We start from the raw sequence: 24842 nt of genomic DNA on the forward strand, positions 1-24842 counted from the left end.
ATGGACAAAATAAATCTATATTATTGGGCTGGTCATAAAAATTTCGGGGACGTTTTAAGTCCCATGCTCATTGAAGAGCTATCAGGAATACCCACGCAACTAAAAATAAGCAAAGACGTGATATTCAACACAAAAAAAGCGCTAAAAGCTTTTTTGAAATTTGACACTAATACCCTGAAAACAATAGAAATGCCATGGGAACATACAATATATGCAGTAGGTTCAATAATAAAGAATGGTAATAAAAGGTCTCTAATCTGGGGTTCGGGATTCATGAATGATCACGAAAGCTTTGGAGGAGGGATAGTGTATGCAGTCAGAGGAAAATTTACAGATGAAAGATTAGAAAATCTCGGACAAAAAAAATGCAATGTATACGGAGATCCTGCACTTTTACTCCCTTTATGGATTAAAGGTGAAACAAACAAAAAGCATAAACTGGGAATAATCCCTCACTGGCTGGAAGCAGATAAATTTATAGATGAATTTTCAACGAGTAAAGTAATAGACTTAAGAACCGATGATATACATGGAGTTATTAAAGATATAACGAGCTGCGAGTATATTCTTTCTACATCATTACATGGTGTAATAGTAGCACATGCCTATGGGATTCCGGCATTATGGATACAGGAAGGCTATATCGAAACTGACGGCTTTAAGTTTAGAGATTATTTTAGCTCTGTGAATATTCCACTATATGAAGGCATTAAGAATTTCGCTGATCAGATCAGAGAGGATACATGGATAAATCTTTTCAATGAGAATCCGACAAAAACAATTATCAATGTCTCTCTGCATGACATGCAAAAGAAATTATTAAAGGCGGCACCTTTTCCTTTGAAAGCTCAATATAAAATTCTAGCCGATGAATAATCCTAAGATCTCAATAATTGTACCTGTTTACAATGCCGAAAGATATATTGAGCAATGTATTTACTCGGTATTGAATCAAACGTTTAACGACTATGAATTAATATTAATTGATGATGGTTCGAAAGACGGATCACTCGGACTTTGTGAAAAACTAAGAGAAGCAGACTCCCGTATTATTATATACTCTCAGAAAAACAAAGGAGTAAGTACCGCGAGAAATAAAGGAATTGAATTAGCGCAAGGTGATTGGATTTCATTTCTCGACAGTGATGATTATTTTTCACAAGATTATCTATCAGAGTCTTATAATTCTATTGTAAACAGTGATATTGATTTCTTAATACAGGGGTTTACCCGATTTAATGAAAATGGAACATTAGAGAATAATATCAGAGTAGAATCAGATGACATAGTCTCAGCAAAAGATTATTATCAGATTTTTGAGATACAAAAGTTCACGAATAAGGGAAATCCTTTCTCCAAACTATTCAAAACCGATATCATAAAAAATAACAACATAACTTTTCCTATAGATTTAACTCTCGGAGAAGATCTATGTTTCAATTTATTATATCTGTCTTGTTCCTCCAAAGTAAAGTTTGAAAAGAAATATAATTACTACTATCGTGAAACTTTCAATTCGCTAAGTAGTAAATATATTGATTTTAGAACAAATTACTTACGTTATATAACCTTGAAGAATATTCTGGCTGAAAATTTCAGACCGATATTCTCTGATAACCTTTTAGACAAACATTTTAAGTATTTAAATTACTCTATTGGTTACAGGCTTTATGAATGCATTCGCTCGTTGTATTTGAAAAGAATGAGACGCTCTTATCGTATTGAGAAAATAAAGATGATTGGTAATCGTGATTTATTCTTATTAAAGAATTCTTCATTCTCAATCTTAAGCAAAATAGCAGCATTTCTATTAAGCTTGAGGATGTATTACATCTTTGATATAATATTCCGAACCATATACCGGTCAAAAAAATTTATCCGTTAATTGTAGATTATGTTCTATTACCTTATTGTTGCAATAGTTATTTTATTGTTTTATATATCGGAGAAAGCAGGGAGTAAGATCTGGGCTTTCGCTGCTATCTTATTATTGGCTTTTGTTGGAGCATTCAGAGATGACACAATAGGAGTTGATGTTATGGTATACGGACAAAAATATTTCGAAACAGCAGTCAGTAGTACCAGTTTCAAAGAATATTCTCTTCTTATCAAAACCGAACCCTTATTTCTTATTCTGAATTTCTTAATATCCAGATTAACAAAAGAATATTATTGGATGCAGTTTGCATGCCAACTACTAACGATATTACCTGTATACTTTTGCTCTTTGTACTGGAAACAGAAATATTCTTTGGTTCTCTGTTTTATAATTTATTTGTTACTATTTCATTTTCAGTCTTATAATAATATAAAGCAATATATCGCCCTATCTTTTTGCCTATGTGCCTATACTGCATTATTACTAGATAAAAAAAAGCTATATATATTATTCACAGCGATTGCCATTACAGCACACCTGACAAGCGTTATCTCTATATTATTTGCTCTGCTGTTTTATGTCCATAAGATTAAAAGCCCTAAAAAAATCATATTGATAGATACAGCTGTACTCGTCTTTTTAATTGGATTCCTTTTTATATTCAAAGACGTATTAAGCATTATGTTATCAAATGGGTTGGATGACCGATATACATTTTATCTGGACAATCAGAATAATTCAGCTGTTTTGGATAAAGCAAAAATCCTAACATGGTTGATAAGCATAGTTTTACTAATCGTCTGTTTTTATAAATCTCCGAAGAAAAGAGAATGTGGGTTTATTATTATGATTGTAATATCCGGCTATATTTTGGATTTTTCGGGTTACATAATGCCATATGCCAACAGGTTATCTCTCTATTTCCTGTTCTTCTCTATTATAGGTATACCATATGCTTTGTATACCATATCATACACATCTTCAAGGAAAAGAGTTTTGGCATTATTATACACATCATTGCTATTAATAAACTTCTATTACCTGTGTATATATAATGGAGGAGTTTTTCGAATATACCCATATACGTCTAAGATTTTAGAAATAAGATTATGAAAAATAAAGTCACTATTTATGTTCCTAGCAAAAACAGAGTCGATTTATTGAAACGGGCTGTCGACTCCGTTCAGGCTCAAACTTACACCAATTGGGAACTGATCGTTGTTAATGATGCATCTACAGATGGCACGTATCAATATTTGGAAGATATTAAATCATCTAAAATCAAAGTCATTCATCAGCCGGAATCACAGGGTGCATGTGTAGCCAGAAATCTGGCTATTAATAGTGCTACCGGCGATTTTGTAACAGGACTGGATGACGATGATTACTTCGAGCCCAATCGTTTACAATTATTTATTGACGGATGGAAAGCCAAGCCTGAAAATGTTTCTGTTCTTTTTGCCGGACGCAAGCATATCAAAGACGGAGTTTTTATTAGAGAAAAGACTAACTCTTTTGATATAGTCAAGCGGAAAGATTTATTTATCAAAAATTTTATCGGCAATCAGGTTTTTACCCCTGTAGAGAATATGAGAAAGATCGGTGGATTCGATACAAATTTACGTATGTGGCAAGACCTTGAATGCTGGCTTAGATTGCTTAATGTATCTGATGCCATGCAGATAAAAGAAACATCTTACTGCATAGACATTTCGGATAGAACAGATAGAATTACAAATTCACAGAAAGAAAAAATAAGAACTACATATAATTATATTGTAGATAAACATCATTTCAACTTTTTCCAGAAAAAAGCATTCGAGTCATATTTCCTTATATATGACAACAATATAAGACTGAAGATTCAGAAACTCGTTTTCGCACTAAGTTTTGGTGTATTTTATAAAGCATATTTAAAAAGTAAATGATTTAACAAGATGAAAAAGTTTTTAATTATACCCAATTGTTCAGATTTAAACAGGGGTGATCAAGCTCTGGTGTGGGAAACGAAACGTTTAGCAGAAGATGCCGGCTGTATAGGTGAATATTACGTTACAGCAGAAGACAATGAACCTGTTGAACAGAGTATTAAACATGGATTAAATCCAATATCAATGCTATTAAAGCATCCTTCTCGTTTTTTCAAGAAAAATGATAATATTACATATAGTTTTTCCTTGAAGTTAAAATGGGGTTTTGTAGCCTTTTTCGACCTTATAGTTAGTCTACTAATGCTGAGCGGATTGCTTCGAAAAGTTCTGTTACCGCTTCAATCAAAAGAAAAAAAAGTCGCATTAAATGTATTTAGCGAATCTGATGCCGTTTTTGTAAAAGGCGGAGGTTTCGTACACTATTATGGAGGTTTAACATCTTTATATTATGCTTATTTCTCTCTATATCATATATTCTATGCTGCCAGTTTGAAGAAAAAAATATATTTCATGCCTAATTCTATTGGACCGCTTGAAGGTCCGGGCATCAAATGGATAGTAAAAAAAGCAATCAAGAAATGTGAATTTGTCGCAGTCAGAGAAACTTTCTCACAGGAAATGGTCAGAAAAGAGCTGGACATTGAATTACCTTATGCTGCCGATCTTGCTTTCTACTTAAAGAATTCATCTCTTACAAAAGCTGAAATTTACGAAAAGTATAATATACCTCAAGGAAGAAAGTTAGTCGCCTTAACTATGCGTCCTCATCGTTTTCCTAAATCTCAGACTCCTAAAGAGGATTACCTTAAATTTAAGTCGGAAATGGCTAAGTTTATCGAATGGCTACATGCTGAAGGATTCATGCCAATGCCGATAGACCATACTTTAGCCATCAACACAAACGAAAACGATGCAGTATGTATAAAAGAAGTAACTGAGATGTGTAATCCAGAGCATTACTTCTACTTCTCGGATAGAAGCCTCAACTGCCATGAACTAAAGTCGGTATATAATGCCTGCGACTACATAGTAGGAACTCGTTTTCACTCTGTTATATTTTCTTTCGCAAATAAAAAGCCGGGACTGGCTATACGTTATACCGGAAATAAAGCCCAAGGTATTATGAATGACATCGGATTACTTGATTACAGTATATCTATAGATGATGTAACTTGTGAGAACTTGAAAACTAAGTTTTCGAATGTACTTGCTAATGAAGAACATATTATACAAAAAATAGAGGCCTTCATAGCAAAAGCAAACGATTCCAGATTGAACTTAATCACCAAGATAAAAAACTCATTATGATTATATTTGCTCATGATCATAAACTAAGGTATGATAATGGTATTTTCTTCACACAAGGGGGATTAGCGGATAACATTACTCAAAGATACACCTCCATATATGGAGACCTGACTATTATATGCAGAGCAATCTCGATAAAGCCGGATGAAAAAAATCTGTCTCGTATCGAAAACCCTTCAGTAAGGGTAAATGCAGTTCACTCATCGTCTCTTGTTATATCGGGAAAAGACAAACAAAAAATAAGAGAAACCGTTGAAAAAAGTGATGGAGTTATTGTCAGATTACCCAGTATTATTGGCGAAGAAGTTTTTAAATGTGCTAAACAATTAAAAAAGCCTGTTCTTGCCGAAATTGTAACTTGTCCTTGGGATTCGCTTTGGAATCATAGCCTAAAAGGAAAGGTCATTGCTCCTGTTATGTGGTTTAAAACCCGTAAATCTACCAAATCCGCAGACTACGTTCTTTATGTTACTCAGCAATTTCTGCAACGACGTTATCCGACTAATGGCATTAATATAGGCTGCTCTGATGTAGAGCTGATCGATAACAAAGACAATATTCTGGAGTCAAGATTAGAAAGCATCGATAAAAAAGCAGAAAACAGCGAGCTTATTCTCGGCACATTAGCGTCTCTCCATACAAAGTTTAAGGGACAGCAATATGTGATGGAAGCAATAGCTAAATTGAAGAGCGATGGCAAAAAGATTAAGTACAGACTAGCCGGAGGTGGTGATGCATCCTATTTACATTCTGTTGCCAAAAAGTTAGACATAGAAGATCTCATTATCTGGGATGGACTAGTTCCCCACAAAGACGTTTTTGATTGGTTTGCCAAGCTAGACCTATACATACAACCGAGCGAACAAGAAGGACTTCCCAGAGCTCTGGTTGAAGCTATGAGTAGGGCATGCCCATGTGCAGGGTCTGACGTTGGAGGAATCCCGGAGTTATTACAGCCGGAGGATATATTCAAAAGAAGTTCATGGAATTCTATTTATTCATACCTCAAGAAGATACGGAAAGATAAGCTCAAAGCCAATGCCAAGCATAATTATGAGAAAGCTCAGGAATACACTAAAACGTCCTTAGCTCCTATCAGGGAAAAATTCTATAAAGACTTTAAGAGCTATATCGAATCCAGATAAATTCTTAAAATATTTTGGATATGAAAAAATTACTCGTTACACATAAGTATAAAATCTCAGTGTTGCTTGTATTAGCAATGTTCTTCCTTTACAACGGGCTGACTTACAGCAATGTTTTTAATACCGGCACTGTATACATTGATCTGAACAACAATACCTATACCCAAAGGTCAATGAGTGGTTTTCTTCATACGTTCAATAACGATAAGCTAGAAGATATCTCGAATGATTTGGAGCCTGCTTACTGGAGGATTGGCGGCGATTGGATTAAGACAACAGAAGAACGGAATAAAGTCATTGACAGCTTTATTTCTCGTGGGATAAAACCCATACTCATATTGAGCAGCCCATATAAGTATAAAAGAATGAATATAAAAGGATGGGTAGATCCATCCGATAACGCACAACCGTTCTTGGATTTAGTCAAGAAGTTATATTTGGAACAGGGAAACAGAGTAATATACGATGTATGGAACGAACCGGATCATCGTAACTATTGGCAAGAATCGGACACATCATTTTTTATCCTGTTTAAAAAAGTACATGACCTTATACGATCTCTGCCAAATGGACAGTCAGCTTCAATAACTGGCCCTTCTATAGCCGGCCTTAATAAAGACTATTTGTCCCGTTTTATTAAATTTTGCAACGACAACAATATACGCCTCGACTACCTCAACTGGCATTATATGGCTGCCATAAATAACTCGGCCTCACTTGATAATTTAAACAGAGAAATAGCTTCTGTCAAAAAAATCATATCCCAATATCCCAATGTTGGGATAAAAAGTATAATATTACCTGAAATAATAGGGGAAGCTCAACAATATTCTCCTACAGCTCCAATCTTATTTTTCAAAACACTAGAAGAGAACGATATCGAAGGCAGCTGCAAAGCATGCTGGAATAACTCGAAAGGAATCAATAATTGTTTTAATAATTCATTGGATGGACTGTTTACAGAAGATGGACAAACCCGATCCGTATGGTGGGCATATCAATTATATGCAAAAAGCCTGAAATTTCGCCTCAAAAGCGTTACAGATAACAATCTAATGGCTTCGATATGCAGCTTAAATAAAGAACAGGACACCTTGACTGTCTTACTGGTAAATACTTCAAACAATAACCAACTGACATGTAATCTACGGATAAAAAATATAAGCAGGCTAAAATTAAGGAATAAGAGCAGAATTGTTTTCAGCCTTTTTGAAATTCCCGACACATCCGAATCGCCATTAGAAAAGCCGAATTTAATTTATACTTCGACCCTTAAATACGAAGATATACAGAACTATAAAATAAACACTAAATTAAATAAAACTTCATTGTATCTTATCCAAATCCACTAAATAAGAAGAGTTCATCAATCGATGAGCTCTTCACTTAATTCTTTTTACTTTTTCTTCTTTTTAGAGTGGTTCGGACCATATCCATATCCGTAGCTGTAACCATACCCATACCGATAACGGTATCCGTATTTCTTACTATTTTTGATAACATCTACATCATTGATTACGAGATAATGATTAGGCAGACGTTTTTCTTTATATAAACTATTGATATAAGTAACTGCTGATTTTGGAGTTGCATTCTCACGTGTTACATAAACCGAAGCATCCACATGTTTAGCTATAAGGAAAGTATCCGAGACTACTCCTACAGGTGCTGTATCAATAATAATATAATCGTATTTCTGGCGGATCTCGCCGATCATATCTCCAAGTTCCTTACGCATAAGCAATTCATTCGGATTAGGGGGAATTACTCCTGCCTGCAGGATATCAAGATTTGGGTATCCTGATACTTTTGTCAGCAAATCTTCCCATTTCTCATCTCCGGCAAGTACTGATGTTACACCTTTTCCTTTTTTAAAGTCCATATCCATTGCTAATTGAGGATTACGGATATCAAGCCCTAACAAGAGAACTCTCTTTTCGGATAGGGCAAAAGATGCTGCCAGATTTATAGAAACAAAAGATTTTCCTTCATTCGGTATAGTAGAAGTAACTATGATCACCTTCTTCCCGGCATCTGCTAAGATAAATTGCAAGTTGTTCCGCAAAGTACGGAAGAGCTCAACAATAGGAGATGTTGAGTCGTATTTGACCACTAGATTTTCCGGTTCTTCTTTGCGCATGATTTCTCCAATCACAGAAGGATCGGCCAGGTGCTCCAACTCCTGACGGTTAGAAATAGTTGTATTCAGTAGATTCTTCAAATAGATCACAATTACAGGAACTGCAAATCCAAGGAACAAGAATACAGCCAAAACAAGATTTCTTCGGGGTGATACAGGAAGATTCGGTGCAACAGGATCTGTTATGACCTGTGCTTTATCCGATGTTGCAGCCAAAGTAATATTTGACTCTTCGCGAGTCTGCATCAGATAAATATAAATAGCTTGTATAACCTGCTGTTGTCTCAGAATTTCAGCCAAGCCGTATTCTTGATCAGGCATTGAACTTTTACGTGATGCCAATAAGCCGGATTGGCTCGCCAGGTCTTTATTATTTATCGCTATTGCCTTTTTCACATTCAACACTGCAGACTGGATATTCTGTCTCATATTTTTAAGAGCAGCTTCCATCCGGACTCTTGTAGGATTGTTCTCTCCGGTACTGCGTTCGAGACGCTCATATGCCAATAGCTGATTATTATAATCGGATATTACCAAAGACAAACCGGGATCATTGATACTGATATTCGGAATCAACTTATTCTTATTCGCATCGTTGTTGATATAATTATCAACCATCTGCACCAATTTCGTCTGAGTTTCTGCCTCCACTCGCTTTGATTCGATATCGGCAGCCTGTCCAATATAAACTTTAGCTTCGGCATCAATATCTGTCAAACCCTTTTTTTGTTTATAAGATACAACCTTTTCCTCAATATTCTTAAGTTCTGAAGATATATCAATCAAACGTTCATTTATAAAATGAGCTGTATTTCGAGCGATTTCATTGCTTTCATATACATTGTTACTATTATAGATAGATGCTAGCTGAGTAAGAAAATCAACACCTTTCCGTGGATTGCCCAGTTTCATGCTAATATCTAATACAGACGAATTTTTACTGGTTGCTGATACACTCAATACAGATGCAATATTATTGACTGTACCCTGAATATCTCCTATCGTAATAATATATGAGTCGTCAAGACTAGCCAAAGTCGTTTCGGGCGATTCCTTACGGAAATCAACAATAATCCGCCCCTTTCCGGTTGGTAAATTAATGGCACAAGGAAGTTTATATTCTCCTGATTCGATGCTGTGATCTTCTGATTCGTAAGTATAAACTCCCGATATCTTTACTTTATCTTTCGATTGATAAGACACATTTAACTCAATACCTCCTTTTAGCTTATTTGAGGTAATGCCATCCAATATCACCTCATAAGGGCTTGAAGTATAGACATCCGTATTACGAAACGTACCTTTTTGGAAGTAGTTTGTATAAAGTTTTAGTGTATCAACAACCTGACGGATCAGATTTGGAGACGAAAACACTGCAACTTCATTGTCTACGTTATTTGTTGTAGTTATTAAGCCCAAACTCTCCAGTCCATTTAAAGCACTTTGAGTAGAACCCGCACCACCTTTATCCTCCTTTAATAAAATAGAGGTAGATACTTCATATTTTTTACTGATACTAAGGTAAACTAAACCTCCAATCGTGACAAATAATATGATAGAGGCTATAAACCAACGCCAATATTGAAAATAAGAAAAGAAAAGTTCACCAAAGTCAAAGTCCTCCCTCTTATCTTCCGAAGTATCATGTTTATCAGTTTGATCAAATAAGTTATTGCTCATAAAGCTGAATTCAAGTTAGTAGATATTATAAATAGATTAACGGGTAACAATAGATATGATGGATATCAATAGCGAAACTCCGGTAAGAGTCATACTTTCGAATGTACCAAACTGAGAGTTATTCCCTTTCGATTTGTTCGGTTCTACATAAAGAACATCATTCTGTTGCAGATTATACAAATTGTTATTCAGCAGAAGATTTTTGTCCTGCATATTTACCACGAAAATCTCTTTTTGTCCGTTTTCATCTGTCCGGATCAACTTTACAGCATCCCGCTTCCCATATATCGTCATGTCTCCTGCAGATGCCAATGCCTCGAAAATAGTCATCTTCGGCAAAACGGAAGTATATGTCCCCGGACGATTAACCTCTCCCAACACCGAAACCTTATAGTTTAGGAAACGAAGTGTCACTATCGGATTTTCCTTTGTGTAAGCCGGATAGATCGAATTGTGTATCAGTAGCTCGGCCTGAGGTTTGGTCAATCCTCCGACTTTCAACTTTCCGAGTATCGGAAAATCAATATAGCCTTGATTATCGACAATGTAATTTTGAAGCGTTCCCTGAACTTCACTGGTCGAAGTTACGTTAGTAGGTAGCACCGAGTTTCCGGTTTGCGGAATCAACGGCAGATTAAAATCCTTTGAGGCTTCGGGCGTAGGTGTATTTACTGTTATCAAAAGGATATCATTAGGCATAACTTTAGCCTCATAATTAGATGCCGCATTTGCTAAAGACTGGGCATCGAGCGTGTCCGCATCCTTTACGTAAGGAATCTTTTTATACGCTGTACAAGAAGATAGAAGTAACACCACGATCAAAATCGCGAAATTCGCGTGGACATTTATTCTCATAGTGTGATAATTAATTGATTAAACATAACTTATGTGAGTTATTACGATTACTTGTCTCAAATCTCCAGATGTCGTGTCCCTCCACCAATGAAGAAATAGTCAAAGCCTGCGTCTTGTAATTCTGTTTTGTTATAAAGGTTACGGCCATCAAATACAACCGGAGTTTTCAACAGCCTTTTCAATGCCGACCACGATGGCATCCTGAATTCGTTCCATTCGGTAACGAGAGCCAGCGCATCGGCTTCTATTGCTGTATCATAGGCATCTTTTGCGTAAAAGACTTTATCTCCGACTATGCGCTTTGCTTCGTGCATAGCTACCGGATCATACACCCTTACTTGAGCACCTGCCGCTAATAAAGAGTTTATCAGTTCCAGAGCCGGAGCTTCTCTCATATCATCGGTTTTCGGTTTAAAGGCAAGTCCCCAAACAGCAACAGTCTTACCTTTGAGGTTACCTCCAAAATATGCTGATATCTTCTCAAATAAACGGTTCTTCTGATACTCATTTACATCTTCCACTGCCTTCAGTACGTGCATGGAATATCCTTTCAGCTCGGCGGTTTTAATCAGGGCTTTCACGTCTTTCGGAAAACACGAGCCTCCGTATCCACAACCCGGATATAAGAATTTTGTACCAATACGGGCATCAGAACCAATACCTTTACGAACCATAGTAGGATCTGCTCCAACAATTTCGCACAGATTCGCAATATCGTTCATAAAGCTGATACGGGTCGCGAGCATGGCATTGGCTGCATATTTAATCATTTCGGCAGATGGGATATCGGTGAAGATTATTCGATAATTATTCAGTATAAATGGTTTGTACAGTTTATCCATCAATTGTTTTGCTGTTTCCGATTCAACACCGACAACAACCCTGTCGGGATGCATAAAATCGTCGATGGCTGCACCTTCTTTCAAAAATTCGGGATTGGATGCAACATCAAATGGAATTTGTACACCACGTTTATCAAGTTCGTCTTGTATAGCGGCTTTAACTAGCAGGGCTGTCCCTACGGGAACTGTACTTTTGGTGACAACCAGAATATATTTATTCATATTGCGGCCGATAGTACGGGCAACCTCCAATACATATGTCAAATCGGCACTACCATCCTCATCCGGAGGTGTACCTACTGCTGAAAAAACGACTTCAACGTCATTGAGAATTTCAGGTAAATTAGTCGAGAAATTTAAACGACCGGCTTGATGATTCCTCAGAACCATTTCCTCTAAACCCGGCTCATAAATAGGTATAATTCCCTGCTTTAGTTTTTCTATTTTTTCTTCGTTAATATCGATACAATGAACCTCTGTACCCATTTCCGAAAAGCAGGTTCCTGTTACTAAACCTACATACCCTGTACCAACAATTGCGATTTTCATACGATTACCTAAAATGTTATATTTTTATATAAGTGATATCTTTTTCTGAGAGAGACAACCAATAAAACAACAATTAAATACACTTTGAGCAATACTTCAATTAAGATTTTGTACCAACTCTTCAACCGGAAAAGCTTTACAGCTATAATCAGTCAAAAATTTTGAAATACGTAATTATAATATTTTCTGATACTTATATTTATCTTGTGGAGATCTGCAAGTTTGAACCTACTGACATTTATAAATCTGATCAGACATTTTGCGTTCCTACCTCTAACACAAAAAGAGAACACACACTCATTCTATTTACTAACACTGATAATATTAGAATAATACCACTCTTTATTCTAAAAAATGAATAATTCAGAAAGTTTTCTGTAATAATTCTATTTTCGGAAATACCCGACCCCCGATTTACTTCTAAAGATCGTAATAAAACTATTTGATCATTGAAACGCAGAAAAGCGGTCTTTTGTTCGGTATCTTTTAAAAAAAACTTCATAAAAGACAAACAAAAACTTTTAATCTAGAGTACTAGCCTATCTTTGAGCAATATGAGCTATTAAAAAAAAATGAAAGAGTCATTCATTTTTCAGTAACTAAAGAATCAGATTCAGCAAAAAATTTCACTGAACCTGATAGAAAACATCCCAAAGGGAATAATCCCCCCGAGTAAAAATATGTGAATGAAAAGGTAGTCGGCAAGATTTGTCGGATTATTCCTCTTTTACACACAGAGGAATAATGTCACGCAACGACTTTAAATAATAAATAAATTCGGTTGTATCCTTATGTATGCCAATCCGGTCATCTAGGTGCGATTGGACAAGCATTATCACATAATTATATAAAAACTCATCCAGCAAACGGGCAAAGTCCTTGGGTAGAATTTCATCTGTAAAAAATTCATATAGCGGTTCTAAGTTAAGGCTGCTTTTTTCTAAGTTTCCCATAAACGTTCGTGTTCAATTCTGTTGTTCAAATCTGAACTGCAAAGAAAAAGTCTAAAACCTTTGACTCCTAACAATCAGACTTATAATAAATCAATAATCTTACTTATATTATCAATATTCTAATTATTAAAATATTATCACCGGAATAAATTATTATTAACCCTAAATCCTTATTTTTGCAGATAAACAAATTTATGAATAGAAAGATATGGAAGATACAACCGCAAAGAAGAGCAATCACGGTGCTAATGTCCGTCGTTGGAGAGAGTGGCGAAATATAAATCAGGATACACTTGCTGAACAGATAGGTGTGTCGCAGGCTACACTATCCGGTTATGAAAAGAAAGATAAACTCGATCAGGATATTTTAGATAAGATTGCTAAGGCGTTGGATATTCCGGTAGAAGCTATTACTGAATTAGAAGTTGGAACGTCTATAAATATTTACTCTGGTACGTGGCAAGATAATGCATCTATCTACAATTTTAATCCTGTTGATAAAATAATTGAACTTTACGAAAGGATGCTAAAAGATAAAGAGGAAGCTATTTCTTTGCTGCATGAGGTATTGAAAGAGAGAAAGTAGATTGTAAAAAAAATTAGGTCTAAATACATAAAAGATAAAGAGAAGCTAATCTCATAATTTGCATTCATAATAAAAAAAGCCTGAGAGATTTCACAATCAGGCTTCTATTATACCCTACTTTAATCAATTTTCACAATTCTGCATTTGATTAAATCAGCAATATTACCTTTACTGAAACTAAACAGACAATTTATGGATAAGAAATTAAATGATTATGTTGCTGCATATAAACATCAATTAGAAATAGGTGATATTCAAGAAGCGTATGTTGGGCTTGTTAAGTATGTAACAAGACTTGGAACAGCGTTGTCAAAAAATCTTTCAGAAAATTATTCATTTGGCAATATCTTTCAGGGCTATATGGATTACACCTATTTTTATTACTCAAACGACTTCTTAAAAAAAAGGAAATTGAGAATGGGACTTGTATTAAACCACACAAAAATGCAGTTTGAAGTTTGGTTGTTAGGGCAAACAATTGCAATTCAAGAAAAATATTGGGAATACTTTAAATCAACAAAGTGGAATAAAAACAGAACGACAAAACCTCAATATTCGATACTAGAAACAACTTTAATTGCAGACCCGAATTTTAATGACTTAGATAAACTTTCAGAACAAATTCAGAATAAATTGGTGCTTGTAACCGATGAAATTCTGCAAGACATAGAAACAAGTAAGCTGAGTTAATAAAATAAAAGCCTGATAGAGAAATCTATCAGACTTTTATTTGTACCCAGAGCCGAGGTCAAAATAGTTAAATCACACACGTCTGTACAAGATTTATTCGAGATCATTTAAACACTTATTTAATTAATATATAGATATATAAGTTCAGATATAGATTTAATGGCATTTAATTAAATTGAAATAAATTTAGGATGTATGGGAACAATTTGGGAACAAATATCTATATTTGCCTATACTAAAATCTATCCTAATGAAAGTAACAGCATTTATAAGAAAAACCGCAAAAAAGAATGATACTGGAAGCCAAGCTACAATATATTTTCGTCTTAGAGGAGATGGAAAGGATATAAAGTCTGCTAGCGAGTTAACAATTAACCCTAATCACTGGAGTGTAGAGAAACAGGGCTATAAAGATCGTGTAGCTTTGGTTTCTGATGATCAGAAAATAAAGCTCAGTGCAGAAATACAAAATATAATTTCACTTATAACTAAAAATTATCATAACGAAGTGGATAGCGAATGGTTGAGTGAGACAATTGACAAATACCATAATCCGAATAAATATAAAACAAAAGAAGAGCTCATTGTAGAAACAAAACCAACTATTGAAGAGCTTCTGGATGAATTCCTCTTGAAACACAAGTTGTCTGAAGTAAGAAGAAAGAATTTCAGAGTAGTGAGAAGAGCGATATTACGTTATGAGTTATATGTTAAAGCAACTAGACGAGGACAGAAAGATTTTGTCCTGGATATTGACAATATTACCTCGGATACATTACGTGATATGTGGGATTTTTTTGAAAATGAGCATAAATATTTTGAATTATATCCTGCTATCTATGAATCGATACCCGAAAAACGTACACCAAAACCAAGAGGTAAAAACACACTAAATGATTGTTTTTGCCGTATACGCACATTTTTCCTTTGGTGCTTTGATAATAAGAAAACCACGAATAGACCATTCGATCAGTTTCGTATTGATGAATGTACCTATGGAACACCTATTTATATAACATTAGAAGAACGTGATAAATTGTTTGAGAAAGATTTATCTGTCCATAAACAGGTCGAGATACAAAGAGATATTTTTGTATTTCAAAGCCTTATAGGTTGTCGTATTGGGGATTTATACCGCATGACCAAACAAAACATAATTAATGATGCCATTGAGTATATACCAAGAAAAACAAAAGAAGGAAACCCTCTGACCGTAAGAGTTCCTCTTAACGACAAAGCTAAATTGATTTTGGAAAAGTATAAAGATTGTGAAAGCAATAAGCTTCTCCCTTTCATTTCGGAGCAAAAGTATAATGATGCTATTAAGAAAGCATTTGAACTAGCTGAAATTAATAGGATTGTAACTATACTAGATCCACTTACCAATGAAGAAGTAAAAAAGCCTATGTATGAAGTAGCTAGTAGTCATATGGCTAGAAGAACTTTTATTGGCAATATCTACAAAAAGGTAAAAGACCCAAATTTGATTGGTGCACTGAGCGGACATAAAGAAGGTAGCAAAGCATTTAGTCGTTATCGTGAGATTGATGAGGATATGAAGAAGGAGTTAGTAAATTTGTTGGGATAATATATTACAGAATATTCATCAATCGTTTATCTTTACTTAAATTATATTATATTATAAAAAAAGATGGAAATGATTACAATCGAGAGAACGAACTCAGACAACAAGGACTTCCGATGGCTTGTACAAAAGCTAGATTCCGATTTAGATGAACGTGATAAAAATGCCCATTCCATTTGTGCACAATTTAACAACATTGAGACGATAAAATATGCTGTTATAGCTTATAACGAAAATAATGCTGTCGGTTGCGGTGCTATCAGGGAATATTCGCAAGATACAATGGAAATAAAAAGGATGTTTGTGCTTGAAAATAATCGGGGAAATGGAATTGCTTCAATCATACTCGATGAACTGGAAAGTTGGGCAAAAGATCTAGGATATAAAAAATGTATTTTGGAGACAGGAGAAATGTTACCCGAAGCTGTTAAACTTTACGAAAAAAATAATTACTCAAGAATTCCCAACTATGGGCAGTATGAATGTCTAGGAAGTAGTATATGTTTTGCAAAAGAATTAAGTACCTAGAAAAGATAAATTTACATTTATAAATACACTCTCTGTATTTATACCACATATTTTTAGAATATACCTTTATTTTGTAATGTATAAATGAAACTATTTAATATATTTGCAGATGTATAATTCATAAACACCCATATGCAGCTAGTAGAATACATAAGAAGAGAAAAATATATTGAGAAGATAAGACCTTTTATTGATAAAAATATCATAAAGGTTCTTACAGGTCAAAGACGTGTGGGCAAAAGTTATATTATCTACCAATTGATGGATGAGATAAGAGAGTCTATCAATAATGCTAATATAATATATATCAACTGTGAACTAGAAGAATTTAGAGGGATTAAAACATCTAAAGACCTATATGATCATATCCAAAGTAAATTAGTCGAAGATAAATCGCTCAACTATCTTTTCATTGACGAGATACAGGAAATTGAATCATTCCAAGATACACTAAGAAGCCTTCTTGCAGAAAAGAAATGCGATATATATTGTACAGGAAGCAATGCTAACCTTTTATCCGGAGAGCTGGCTACATTTTTATCCGGCAGATATATTGATGTGAATGTACATTCTCTTAGCTATCGTGAATTTTTGGAATTTCACAAACTGGAGAACAACCAAGAAACATTGGAGAAATACCTTACATATGGAGGTTTGCCTTTCTTAATAAATCTGGAACTTTCCAGAGAACAATCTTTTGAGTACTTGCGTAATGTCTATTCCACGATACTGTTGAAAGATGTTGTTACAAGAGAAAAAATAAGAAATATATCTTTCTTGGAAAATCTGGTTTCCTATATTTCTGATAATGTCGGCAGTTTATTCTCTGCCTCCAATATTAGCAAATACCTAAAATCACAAAGGATCGATATGTCCACACAGATAGTGATAAACTATCTCAGAGCTTTGACCAATGCTTATTTTATTCACAAGGTACTAAGAGCAGATATAAGCGGACTGAAAATATTTGAAATCGGTGAAAAATATTATTTTGAAGATTTAGGTTTACGCAACGTGATTGGCGGATTCAATGCTGCTCAGGATATTCATAAATTAATGGAGAATGCTGTTTACTTACATCTTATTCAATGTGGCTATGAGGTATATGTAGGAAAATTAGGAGACAAAGAAGTCGATTTTATGGCTCAGAAAGACGGACGAAAGGTATACGTACAAGTTTCGTTGACTGTAATGCAAGAAGAAACAAGAAAGCGGGAATTTGGAAACCTTATGCTAGTCAATGATAATTATCCCAAATATGTAGTTACGCTTAACGATATGATAATTGGTAATGATTATAAAGGTATTCAATATGTCAACCTTAAAGATTTCCTTGATAAAGAGATTTAAAGTTTCATTAGCTAATTAAACGCTTTCAAATCAGTAAAGAATAATTGCGTCCACACTGCGGACGCAATTCAACTGGACTCAATATCGGCTTCTTATACAAATAGATAATGAGGATAAAAGAGAATATTACGAATTAGAGGCTTTTAATAATAATTGGACTGGCAGAGAATTAGAACGCCAAATAAATTCAGGGTTATACGAAAGGTTATTATTAAGCAATGATAAAGAATCGGTTTTAGCAGTAGCACGTAAGGAAAGGATTCCCGAACAAGCATCTGAGATTATAAAAGATCCAATGGTTCTAGAGTTTTTAGGATTGAAAAGCGATTCATCCTATTATGAGAAAGACTTGGAAAGTGCTTTGATCACAAACTTGCAAGAATTTTTATTGGAGCTGGGTAATGGATTTTCATTTGTTTCCCGACAAAAAAGAATGCTACTGGAAGATGATGAGTTTTTCGCTGACTTAGTTTTCTATAACAGGCTTTTACGCTGTTTCGTAGTGATTGAGATTAAGACTCATAAAATCACGCATGAAGACATTGGACAACTGCAAATGTATGTAAACTATTACGATAGGAACGAGAAGCAAGCAGATGAGAATGCTACGATTGGAATTTTGCTCTGTGCAGATAAAAACAATACATTAGTTAAATACTCTCTACCAGAAGATAATAAAACTATCATGGCTAGTAAATACCAACTCTACTTACCAACAGAGAAAGAGCTGTTAAAGGAATTAAAACGAGAGTTGGGTGAACTAGATGTTTAATATTGTAAATTCAATAGTATGGGACAAATAGAATATGACAATTTTAGGAACCGCATAAAAGAGTGGATGGACAACAATCAAGAGGAGTATGATCTTTTTGAAGAGGAGATAAATGAAAAAAACACTTCCGTCTATCAGACTATTATGACTAAAGCTATTGCTCTTGTCCCACAATATCAAAAAGTTATAAGAAAAAAAGCGAATCAAGGAATCTTTAATGACATTTCAGATATAGAGAATCTCTTTGCAGAAAATAAACTTGCAGAATCTCTTATTAAAGAATTTGATAAAGCTGATGAGAGATCAATCATCCCAGCCCTGCTGTCTTGGCTCTATTTTGGAAAGAGCTTTGAAAGAATGGTCGAAAGAGGAGAAGAGATTAGAAAAAGCAAGCAGACTAGCTATCTTCAAAGACAGGTAATTTCAGTTACAATAAAAATGCTTATATCTAAATCCATTAGTCTTGGACTAAGAACTAAAGCGGATTGGCAGGAACACAGTAGACTTATGAAAATAGCCGATAGTGATAATATAATGGATTGGGCAATTGAAGACAACGTTCCTGAAGAAAAGAAAAAAGCTGGCAGAAAAAGCATAGAGAAGCCTTTGGATGAGATGTTATCTTTTTTGATTGGGAATAAAGAAGGATTATTGAATAAAATTGAAGAATATTTAATCATCAAACACACCGATATAGATATGGCTCGCCTAAAAATAGCACTAGATGAACTATATTACATAGAGTCTTGTGACATTAAGTCATACCGAAATGCTTTAGCTTGTCATTATGGAGAGAAGATTCCAATTGTAGGAGAAAGAGGTATCCAGAAAGGATATAAAGACCTGACTAGTCTTGTTCAAGGAAAGGGTAAATTTGTAAAAGATATTGGAGAAGACCGAATTATTATTGACGAATTAAAGGATTTTCTATCCAATTGAATTCGCTTAATTCGCTTAATTCGTTTTATTATTTAACGAATTTACCGTTGCGTAAATAGCTTATAATCAGAATTATTTAGATATACTTTTGTGCCACTGCCTTATTGTAAGGTAGTGGCTTTACTTTTTATATCTGCCGATCGTAAAGCCTAATATGAGCGGATGTAAATATCAAAATGAAAAATTTATTTGAAATTATCGAACAAGGAAAAGCCAACATCAAGTTGGAAGTGAATGGCGAGGATTTATTGGAGTTTTCCAATGATCTGATTAATCGAGCTAAAACTGAATTATCTACAGAGATAGCAGAAGCAAGGAAAGAAAAATATCTCACAAGAGAAGAGGTAAAACAGATTTGTGGAGTGTGCGATGCTACATTATGGCATTGGAACAAGAAAAATTACCTGAAAGCTATAAAAATGGGTAATAAAGTACGCTATCGGATGTCTGATGTTAGACGAATAATAGAGGGTAATGATAATAAAAAATAACCCTGCTCCCATGAAAGAAGAAACCACAGACAAATATTTGCGAGTCGGTACGAACCTGTATAAAATCGTCCGTCGTCCCCTGATGAGTAAAGACTTTATCGAAGAACGCCGCCCATGGAACTATGAGACCCTACGCCAAGACCACTCCAAAGACTTCATCTCCACCATCGAAAAATACGATGGCTTTTGCTCCGTACCCGATCATGTCAACTACCAACGCAGCATCGGCAAGTTTTTGAACCAGTATGAACCCATACCCCATAAACCCATCGAAGGCAATTGTACAATTACCTTTGAGATCCTCTCCCATATCTTTGGCGAACAGCTCGAAATAGGACTAGACTACCTGCAATTGCTCTACCTAAAGCCCTTATACCGTTTGCCTATTCTGTTATTGGTATCCAAGGACAGGAATACAGGCAAAACAACCTTCCTGAATTTCCTCAAAGCCATCTTTTCAGGAAATATGACATTCAACACCAATGAAGACTTTCGTTCCCAGTTTAATTCCGATTGGGCAAATAAACTTATTGTTGCCGTTGACGAGGTCCTGCTAGACCGCAGAGAAGACTCCGAACGCATCAAAAACCTAAGTACCGCCATCTCCTACAAATCAGAAGCCAAAGGAAAAGACCGAAGTGAAGTCGAATTCTTTGCCAAGTTTATCCTCTGCTCCAACAATGAAAACTGCCCTATCCTGATCGATCAGGGAGAGACACGCTATTGGGTGCGTAAAATACCAACCCTTCAAAAAGAAAATGATAAGATGCTGGAATTGCTAAAGAAAGAAATTCCTCATTTCCTCTACTACCTGCAACATCGGACACTATCCACCAAAAGCGAATCCCGTATGTGGTTCAGGAACGATTTGTTGGTAACAGACGCATTGCGGAAAATCATCCACTACAACAAAGGAAAAGTAGAAACCGAAATGCAGTATATCATTTTGGAGATCATGGAAATAAAAGAGTTGGATGAATATAAGTTTTGTGTAACAGATATACACGATATGCTGATGCGTATCTCCATGAAAACAGATACTATCCAAATCCGCAGGATATTGCAGGATAAATGGAAACTCCAGCCCGACAAAACGACTCGCTATACAGCCTATGTATTAGGAGCGAATAATGACATTCTGGAAATTCAGAAATCAGCGCGGATCTATCGGATCTCACGGCAATACTTAGATGAGATTATGCTACTTTGTTGAACTTCACTTACAACATACTCTAATACTATTATTTAGATGTGTAACAAATAAGTAACAAAGGCATTACAGAAAAAGAGATGTTACCGTCCGTAACAAATCTCATATTGTGTTACAAGTTTGTAGCAGATGCAATAATCACATAATTAGTCTATTAATGGGTATTTGTAACAAAATAATCATTACTCACAACGCTACGGAATAATACCGTGAAAGAAAAAAATCATTAATCATTATCAAAAAAAACAACATCATGACCACAATAGAATTAAACAACCTCTCCATTAAACAGTATCTATCCGAACTAAACATCCATCCCGTCAAAGACAGAGGATACTACGGCATGTACCACTCACCATTCAGGACAGATAACAACGCCAGTCTCAAAGTAGACTATCAAAAGAACCTATGGATAGACTTTGGCAGCAATGAAGGAGGCACAATGATTGACCTTGTTATGCGATTAGACAACAGTACCGTAAAAGAAGCCATAAACAAGCTTGAATGCAGATACGCAAATATGCAAACAGGCAGCAATCCCGATAATCAGCCCGAGTCCTTCTCTTTTCACGGTAATAACCATTTCGAAAAAGTCGAAAACAAACAACAATCAGGAATATCCATCCTGAAAATAGTACCTATTACCAACCAAGCATTACTCGATTACCTCACAAAACGAAAAATCAATATCGATATCGCTAAGCAACACTGTAACGAAGTCCATTACTCAGCCAACAACAAATCCTATTTTGCCATCGGCTTTAAAAACGATGCAGACGGCTATACCCTCAGAAATAAATATGCAAAAGTATGTACCGCAAGCGATATAACCACCCACCAAAAATCCGACACCAATACCGAAGCCTGTTTAGTCTTCGAAGGCTTTATGGACTACCTCTCCTATCTGACCATGAAAAATATCCAACACTCAAAAGTAGACGTTGTCGTGTTAAACTCCATATCCAATCTCTCCAAAGCCATAGACTTTATAACATCACACCAAAAAGTCTATACCTATCTTGATAATGACGAGGCAGGAAAAAATACAACCCAACAGATCAACAAGTATAGCAGTACACACAACTGTATACACATAGACAAGTCAACAGACTATGCCAACTACAAAGACCTAAACGAGTGGCTCTGTAAAACCAAGCTAAAAGAGAAAGAACAGCAAGTACAAAAACAAGAGCAGACACGGAAACCTTCGAGAGGAATCAGGCGGTAATCTTCGTCAGCTATCCAAACGGGCTTTTGAAGAAAAGCCATAGCTCATTAGGGCATTTTCTTAACGCTCCGTTGCACTACACTAAAAAAGCCCTCCTGAGTCAAGGGGTTTCACCCCTTTGAAATCCCCTTAGCGGTCTGATGACCGCAGTCGCCTTAAGCGACTTGAAGAAGGCTAAAGGTAAAATAAAGATCGGGAATATTCCCGATTTATATAAGCATAATCAATGAATTATATTAATACAAACCGATAATTATTACTTAAAATATGGGATATGTAGTACTTCATTTACAGAAAGCCAAGGGGAACGATGCCCCCATGTCGGCACATATCGAACGGACAATCGAACCCCATAATGTCGATAAAAACCGTACACACCTCAATAAGGAATTAATACACTTTCCCCAAGGAGTCAATAGCCGGACAGAAGCAATCCAACATAGAATAGAAAACGCAGATATCAAACGAAAGATATCCAAAGATCAGGTACGTGCTATCCGTATTATGCTCTCAGGAACACATGAAGATATGAAAGACATCGAAGAATCAGGAAACCTCGATAACTGGTGTACCGATAATATCGATTGGTTAAAACAGACCTACGGAGAAAAGAACCTTGTATCTGCCGTTTTGCATATGGATGAGAAGACGCCTCATATTCATGCTACTGTTGTACCTATTGTTACCGGTGAAAGAAGAAAAGAAAAAACTCAGAAACAAGATAAGCCTGATAAACCAAATAAAAAGCAATACCGAAAAAAAGATAGAAGCATATCCAGACTTTGTGCGGATGATGTGATGGCAAGAAACAAACTTAAAGAATATCAGAACTCGTATGCGGAATGGATGAAACCCTACGGACTGGAACGGGGCATTGATGGGTCGAAAGCGAAGCATACGGAGACGTATGAATATTACAGGAATATATTTCTACAAACCGAAACCATCAAAGAGGAAATAGGTTCGTTGCAGCAGGAGAAAGAACAGGAACGGCAAGCCGTCAAGCTTTTACAGCAAAAAGAAGCACAAGAGCAACTTCGCTTGTCTGCCCTGCAAGAACAGGCTGACAAAAAGCAGAGTGAACTGAAGGAAAACCAAAAGCTAGTTCAAGAAGCTAAAACCGAAGTGAAAATGTTAGGTGTGGAAAAATCTTTGAAGAAAACAGCTAAAAATATTTCGGATGGTATAGGATCTTTGATGGGAAACCCCAAAGCCAAAAAGCTCGAAGCCCGGAACGATGAGCTAAGACAGGAAATTGAAACCTTACAGGAAGAAAAAGAAACTATCAGTAAACAGGCAAAAAGAGACATTGCCGAAAAAGACAGAGCCATTCTTGAAAAGGACAGTGCTATTAATATTCTAAAGAGTAAACTGGATAAGCTGTTCGATTGTATACCTTCATTAAAGGAATATGATTTTATATTACGAGTGTGTGAGACGATAAAATTACCTTATCATATAGCCAAGCAAGCGTTTTCGGGTAAAGATGCCTTCTATACAGGTAAATTATTCTCTCCCGAACACAGTCAACACTTTGAAGCCGATAATGCCAAAATAACGATTGATAAAAGCCCAAAAGACAATACACCGTTTCTGGCTATTGAAGGAAAAGAGTATAGCGGTTGGTTCAGGGAGCAGAAACAGAAATTCTTTGAGTATTTAGGCATAAAGGTGAATCAACCCAAGAGTCAGCAAGGACAGAGAAGGTAAATAATGATATGGTATAAAGTTGCCATTTTTTCAATATTCAGGCAAGACCCTAGATCCTGCCTGAATTATCATAGAAATACCTATTTTCAATAAAAGGACACGAAGTAAATATCGTCTTTCGTCCTTTTTATGGAAATGAAAGAGTTTGGTAATACCTGGAAAATCCAGTGAGCGTTGCCCCCTCGTGCCAGTCTAAATTGCCCCCATGTACCAAAATATGTTTGACCCTTTTCGCCAAAATAAAAATGTCCCCTGTCGGAATATAAACCAACAGGGGATTTTTATGTAATTTAGATTCCCGTCCTGGTCGATGGGTTAAAGCTAAAATTACAATGACAACAAAGTTAGCAAACATTCTTCATTGCTATGCAATGGGGATGGGGATAAAAGGTATCAGCGCGACCTTTGAGCTATCCCGCAACACAGTGCGCAAGTATGTGCGTTTGTTTCAAGAGAGTGGTATACCGATGG

The 24842-nt window shown here is 35.6% G+C and carries 22 protein-coding genes; 18 read left to right on the forward strand and 4 right to left on the reverse strand.

All coding sequences use genetic code 11. The features are described 5' to 3' along the window. From K322_RS20345 to K322_RS0112470, 7 genes are read left to right on the forward strand one after another with little or no spacing between them, the layout of a single operon-like run. Positions 1–876 (forward strand): polysaccharide pyruvyl transferase family protein, encoded by an 876-nt coding sequence (locus K322_RS20345; RefSeq protein ID WP_051290780.1) that lies wholly within the window; start codon positions 1–3, stop codon positions 874–876. Next, complete coding sequence (locus K322_RS0112445) at positions 869–1885, forward strand: glycosyltransferase family 2 protein (protein ID WP_026627195.1); 1017 nt, start codon at positions 869–871, stop codon at positions 1883–1885. Before K322_RS20345 ends, K322_RS0112445 begins: the two co-directional genes overlap by 8 nt. A gap of 9 nt (positions 1886–1894) precedes the next feature. After that, positions 1895–2992: an EpsG family protein gene (locus K322_RS0112450; protein WP_026627196.1), complete on the forward strand. Its 1098-nt coding sequence runs from the start codon at positions 1895–1897 to the stop codon at positions 2990–2992. Further along, on the forward strand, positions 2989–3807 hold the full coding sequence (locus tag K322_RS19345; protein ID WP_035332035.1) for a glycosyltransferase: 819 nt from the start codon (positions 2989–2991) through the stop codon (positions 3805–3807). Before K322_RS0112450 ends, K322_RS19345 begins: the two co-directional genes overlap by 4 nt. Before the next feature lie 9 nt (positions 3808–3816). Next, positions 3817–5118 (forward strand): polysaccharide pyruvyl transferase family protein, encoded by a 1302-nt coding sequence (locus K322_RS0112460; RefSeq protein WP_026627197.1) that lies wholly within the window; start codon positions 3817–3819, stop codon positions 5116–5118. After that, positions 5115–6263: a glycosyltransferase family 4 protein gene (locus tag K322_RS0112465; protein ID WP_051290781.1), complete on the forward strand. Its 1149-nt coding sequence runs from the start codon at positions 5115–5117 to the stop codon at positions 6261–6263. The genes K322_RS0112460 and K322_RS0112465 overlap by 4 nt, the downstream gene beginning before the upstream one ends. Positions 6264–6283: 20 nt before the next feature. Continuing rightward, entirely contained in the window at positions 6284–7615 is a 1332-nt protein-coding gene (locus K322_RS0112470; protein ID WP_026627199.1) for a GH39 family glycosyl hydrolase, read from the forward strand. Between the two features lie 44 nt (positions 7616–7659). Here K322_RS0112470 and K322_RS19350 read toward each other — a convergent pair whose 3' ends face one another. From K322_RS19350 to K322_RS0112495, 4 genes are all read right to left on the reverse strand, one after another. Further along, a complete protein-coding gene (locus K322_RS19350) occupies positions 7660–10083 on the reverse strand; it encodes a GumC family protein (RefSeq protein ID WP_051290782.1) in 2424 nt (807 codons plus the stop codon). Between the two features lie 36 nt (positions 10084–10119). Next, positions 10120–10938 (reverse strand): polysaccharide biosynthesis/export family protein, encoded by an 819-nt coding sequence (locus K322_RS0112480; protein ID WP_051290783.1) that lies wholly within the window; start codon positions 10936–10938, stop codon positions 10120–10122. Between the two features lie 56 nt (positions 10939–10994). Then, positions 10995–12329 (reverse strand): UDP-glucose dehydrogenase family protein, encoded by a 1335-nt coding sequence (locus K322_RS0112485; protein WP_026627201.1) that lies wholly within the window; start codon positions 12327–12329, stop codon positions 10995–10997. 716 nt (positions 12330–13045) lie between these two features. Beyond that, on the reverse strand, positions 13046–13282 hold the full coding sequence (locus tag K322_RS0112495) for a hypothetical protein (RefSeq protein ID WP_026627203.1): 237 nt from the start codon (positions 13280–13282) through the stop codon (positions 13046–13048). Between the two features lie 208 nt (positions 13283–13490). On the opposite strand from K322_RS0112495, the gene K322_RS0112500 reads away from it, so the two are divergent. From K322_RS0112500 to mobV, 11 genes are all read left to right on the forward strand, one after another. After that, positions 13491–13868 carry a helix-turn-helix domain-containing protein gene (locus K322_RS0112500; RefSeq protein ID WP_026627204.1) on the forward strand — a complete coding sequence of 126 codons (378 nt, stop codon included), beginning with the start codon at positions 13491–13493 and terminating at the stop codon, positions 13866–13868. Between the two features lie 192 nt (positions 13869–14060). Beyond that, entirely contained in the window at positions 14061–14558 is a 498-nt protein-coding gene (locus K322_RS0112505) for a DUF7000 family protein (RefSeq protein WP_026627205.1), read from the forward strand. Positions 14559–14808: 250 nt separating this feature from the next. Beyond that, entirely contained in the window at positions 14809–16146 is a 1338-nt protein-coding gene (locus tag K322_RS0112510; protein ID WP_026627206.1) for a site-specific integrase, read from the forward strand. 63 nt (positions 16147–16209) lie between these two features. After that, positions 16210–16671 carry a GNAT family N-acetyltransferase gene (locus K322_RS0112515; RefSeq protein WP_260203840.1) on the forward strand — a complete coding sequence of 154 codons (462 nt, stop codon included), beginning with the start codon at positions 16210–16212 and terminating at the stop codon, positions 16669–16671. 132 nt (positions 16672–16803) lie between these two features. Beyond that, a complete protein-coding gene (locus tag K322_RS0112520; RefSeq protein ID WP_026627208.1) occupies positions 16804–18021 on the forward strand; it encodes an ATP-binding protein in 1218 nt (405 codons plus the stop codon). 55 nt (positions 18022–18076) lie between these two features. After that, entirely contained in the window at positions 18077–18793 is a 717-nt protein-coding gene (locus tag K322_RS19355) for a PDDEXK nuclease domain-containing protein (RefSeq protein WP_260203847.1), read from the forward strand. Between the two features lie 18 nt (positions 18794–18811). Then, positions 18812–19732, forward strand: a complete 921-nt coding sequence (locus tag K322_RS0112530; RefSeq protein WP_026627209.1) for a DUF6043 family protein — start codon at positions 18812–18814, stop codon at positions 19730–19732. Positions 19733–19908: 176 nt separating this feature from the next. Further along, positions 19909–20223, forward strand: coding sequence for a helix-turn-helix transcriptional regulator (locus K322_RS0112535; protein ID WP_026627210.1), 315 nt, complete (start codon positions 19909–19911; stop codon positions 20221–20223). Then, positions 20207–21436, forward strand: coding sequence for a primase-helicase family protein (locus K322_RS0112540; protein ID WP_260203844.1), 1230 nt, complete (start codon positions 20207–20209; stop codon positions 21434–21436). The genes K322_RS0112535 and K322_RS0112540 overlap by 17 nt, the downstream gene beginning before the upstream one ends. A 250-nt stretch (positions 21437–21686) precedes the next feature. After that, on the forward strand, positions 21687–22661 hold the full coding sequence (locus K322_RS0112545) for a toprim domain-containing protein (protein WP_026627212.1): 975 nt from the start codon (positions 21687–21689) through the stop codon (positions 22659–22661). A 267-nt stretch (positions 22662–22928) separates the two neighbouring features. Further along, entirely contained in the window at positions 22929–24371 is a 1443-nt protein-coding gene (gene mobV, locus K322_RS0112555) for a MobV family relaxase (RefSeq protein ID WP_026627213.1), read from the forward strand. Positions 24372–24842 lie beyond the last annotated feature (471 nt).

Source organism: Indolivaga capnocytophagoides DSM 22835 (assembly GCF_000426485.1).
GTDB classification, from domain to species: Bacteria; Bacteroidota; Bacteroidia; order Bacteroidales; family Dysgonomonadaceae; genus Dysgonomonas_A; species Dysgonomonas_A capnocytophagoides.

What these genes read in the sequence shown, in the direction of transcription:
- K322_RS19350 (WP_051290782.1), bottom strand. Translation starts at nt 10,083, where the DNA reads ATGAGCAATAACTTATTTGATCAAACTGATAAACATGATACTTCGGAA.
- K322_RS0112480 (WP_051290783.1), bottom strand. Translation starts at nt 10,938, where the DNA reads ATGAGAATAAATGTCCACGCGAATTTCGCGATTTTGATCGTGGTGTTA.
- K322_RS0112445 (WP_026627195.1), top strand. Translation starts at nt 869, where the DNA reads ATGAATAATCCTAAGATCTCAATAATTGTACCTGTTTACAATGCCGAA.
- K322_RS0112465 (WP_051290781.1), top strand. Translation starts at nt 5,115, where the DNA reads ATGATTATATTTGCTCATGATCATAAACTAAGGTATGATAATGGTATT.
- K322_RS0112535 (WP_026627210.1), top strand. Translation starts at nt 19,909, where the DNA reads ATGAAAAATTTATTTGAAATTATCGAACAAGGAAAAGCCAACATCAAG.
- K322_RS0112510 (WP_026627206.1), top strand. Translation starts at nt 14,809, where the DNA reads ATGAAAGTAACAGCATTTATAAGAAAAACCGCAAAAAAGAATGATACT.
- K322_RS0112500 (WP_026627204.1), top strand. Translation starts at nt 13,491, where the DNA reads ATGGAAGATACAACCGCAAAGAAGAGCAATCACGGTGCTAATGTCCGT.
- K322_RS0112460 (WP_026627197.1), top strand. Translation starts at nt 3,817, where the DNA reads ATGAAAAAGTTTTTAATTATACCCAATTGTTCAGATTTAAACAGGGGT.
- K322_RS0112530 (WP_026627209.1), top strand. Translation starts at nt 18,812, where the DNA reads ATGGGACAAATAGAATATGACAATTTTAGGAACCGCATAAAAGAGTGG.
- K322_RS0112495 (WP_026627203.1), bottom strand. Translation starts at nt 13,282, where the DNA reads ATGGGAAACTTAGAAAAAAGCAGCCTTAACTTAGAACCGCTATATGAA.
- K322_RS20345 (WP_051290780.1), top strand. Translation starts at nt 1, where the DNA reads ATGGACAAAATAAATCTATATTATTGGGCTGGTCATAAAAATTTCGGG.
- K322_RS0112450 (WP_026627196.1), top strand. Translation starts at nt 1,895, where the DNA reads ATGTTCTATTACCTTATTGTTGCAATAGTTATTTTATTGTTTTATATA.
- K322_RS0112505 (WP_026627205.1), top strand. Translation starts at nt 14,061, where the DNA reads ATGGATAAGAAATTAAATGATTATGTTGCTGCATATAAACATCAATTA.
- K322_RS0112520 (WP_026627208.1), top strand. Translation starts at nt 16,804, where the DNA reads ATGCAGCTAGTAGAATACATAAGAAGAGAAAAATATATTGAGAAGATA.
- mobV (WP_026627213.1), top strand. Translation starts at nt 22,929, where the DNA reads ATGGGATATGTAGTACTTCATTTACAGAAAGCCAAGGGGAACGATGCC.
- K322_RS0112485 (WP_026627201.1), bottom strand. Translation starts at nt 12,329, where the DNA reads ATGAAAATCGCAATTGTTGGTACAGGGTATGTAGGTTTAGTAACAGGA.
- K322_RS0112540 (WP_260203844.1), top strand. Translation starts at nt 20,207, where the DNA reads ATGATAATAAAAAATAACCCTGCTCCCATGAAAGAAGAAACCACAGAC.
- K322_RS0112515 (WP_260203840.1), top strand. Translation starts at nt 16,210, where the DNA reads ATGGAAATGATTACAATCGAGAGAACGAACTCAGACAACAAGGACTTC.
- K322_RS19345 (WP_035332035.1), top strand. Translation starts at nt 2,989, where the DNA reads ATGAAAAATAAAGTCACTATTTATGTTCCTAGCAAAAACAGAGTCGAT.
- K322_RS0112545 (WP_026627212.1), top strand. Translation starts at nt 21,687, where the DNA reads ATGACCACAATAGAATTAAACAACCTCTCCATTAAACAGTATCTATCC.
- K322_RS0112470 (WP_026627199.1), top strand. Translation starts at nt 6,284, where the DNA reads ATGAAAAAATTACTCGTTACACATAAGTATAAAATCTCAGTGTTGCTT.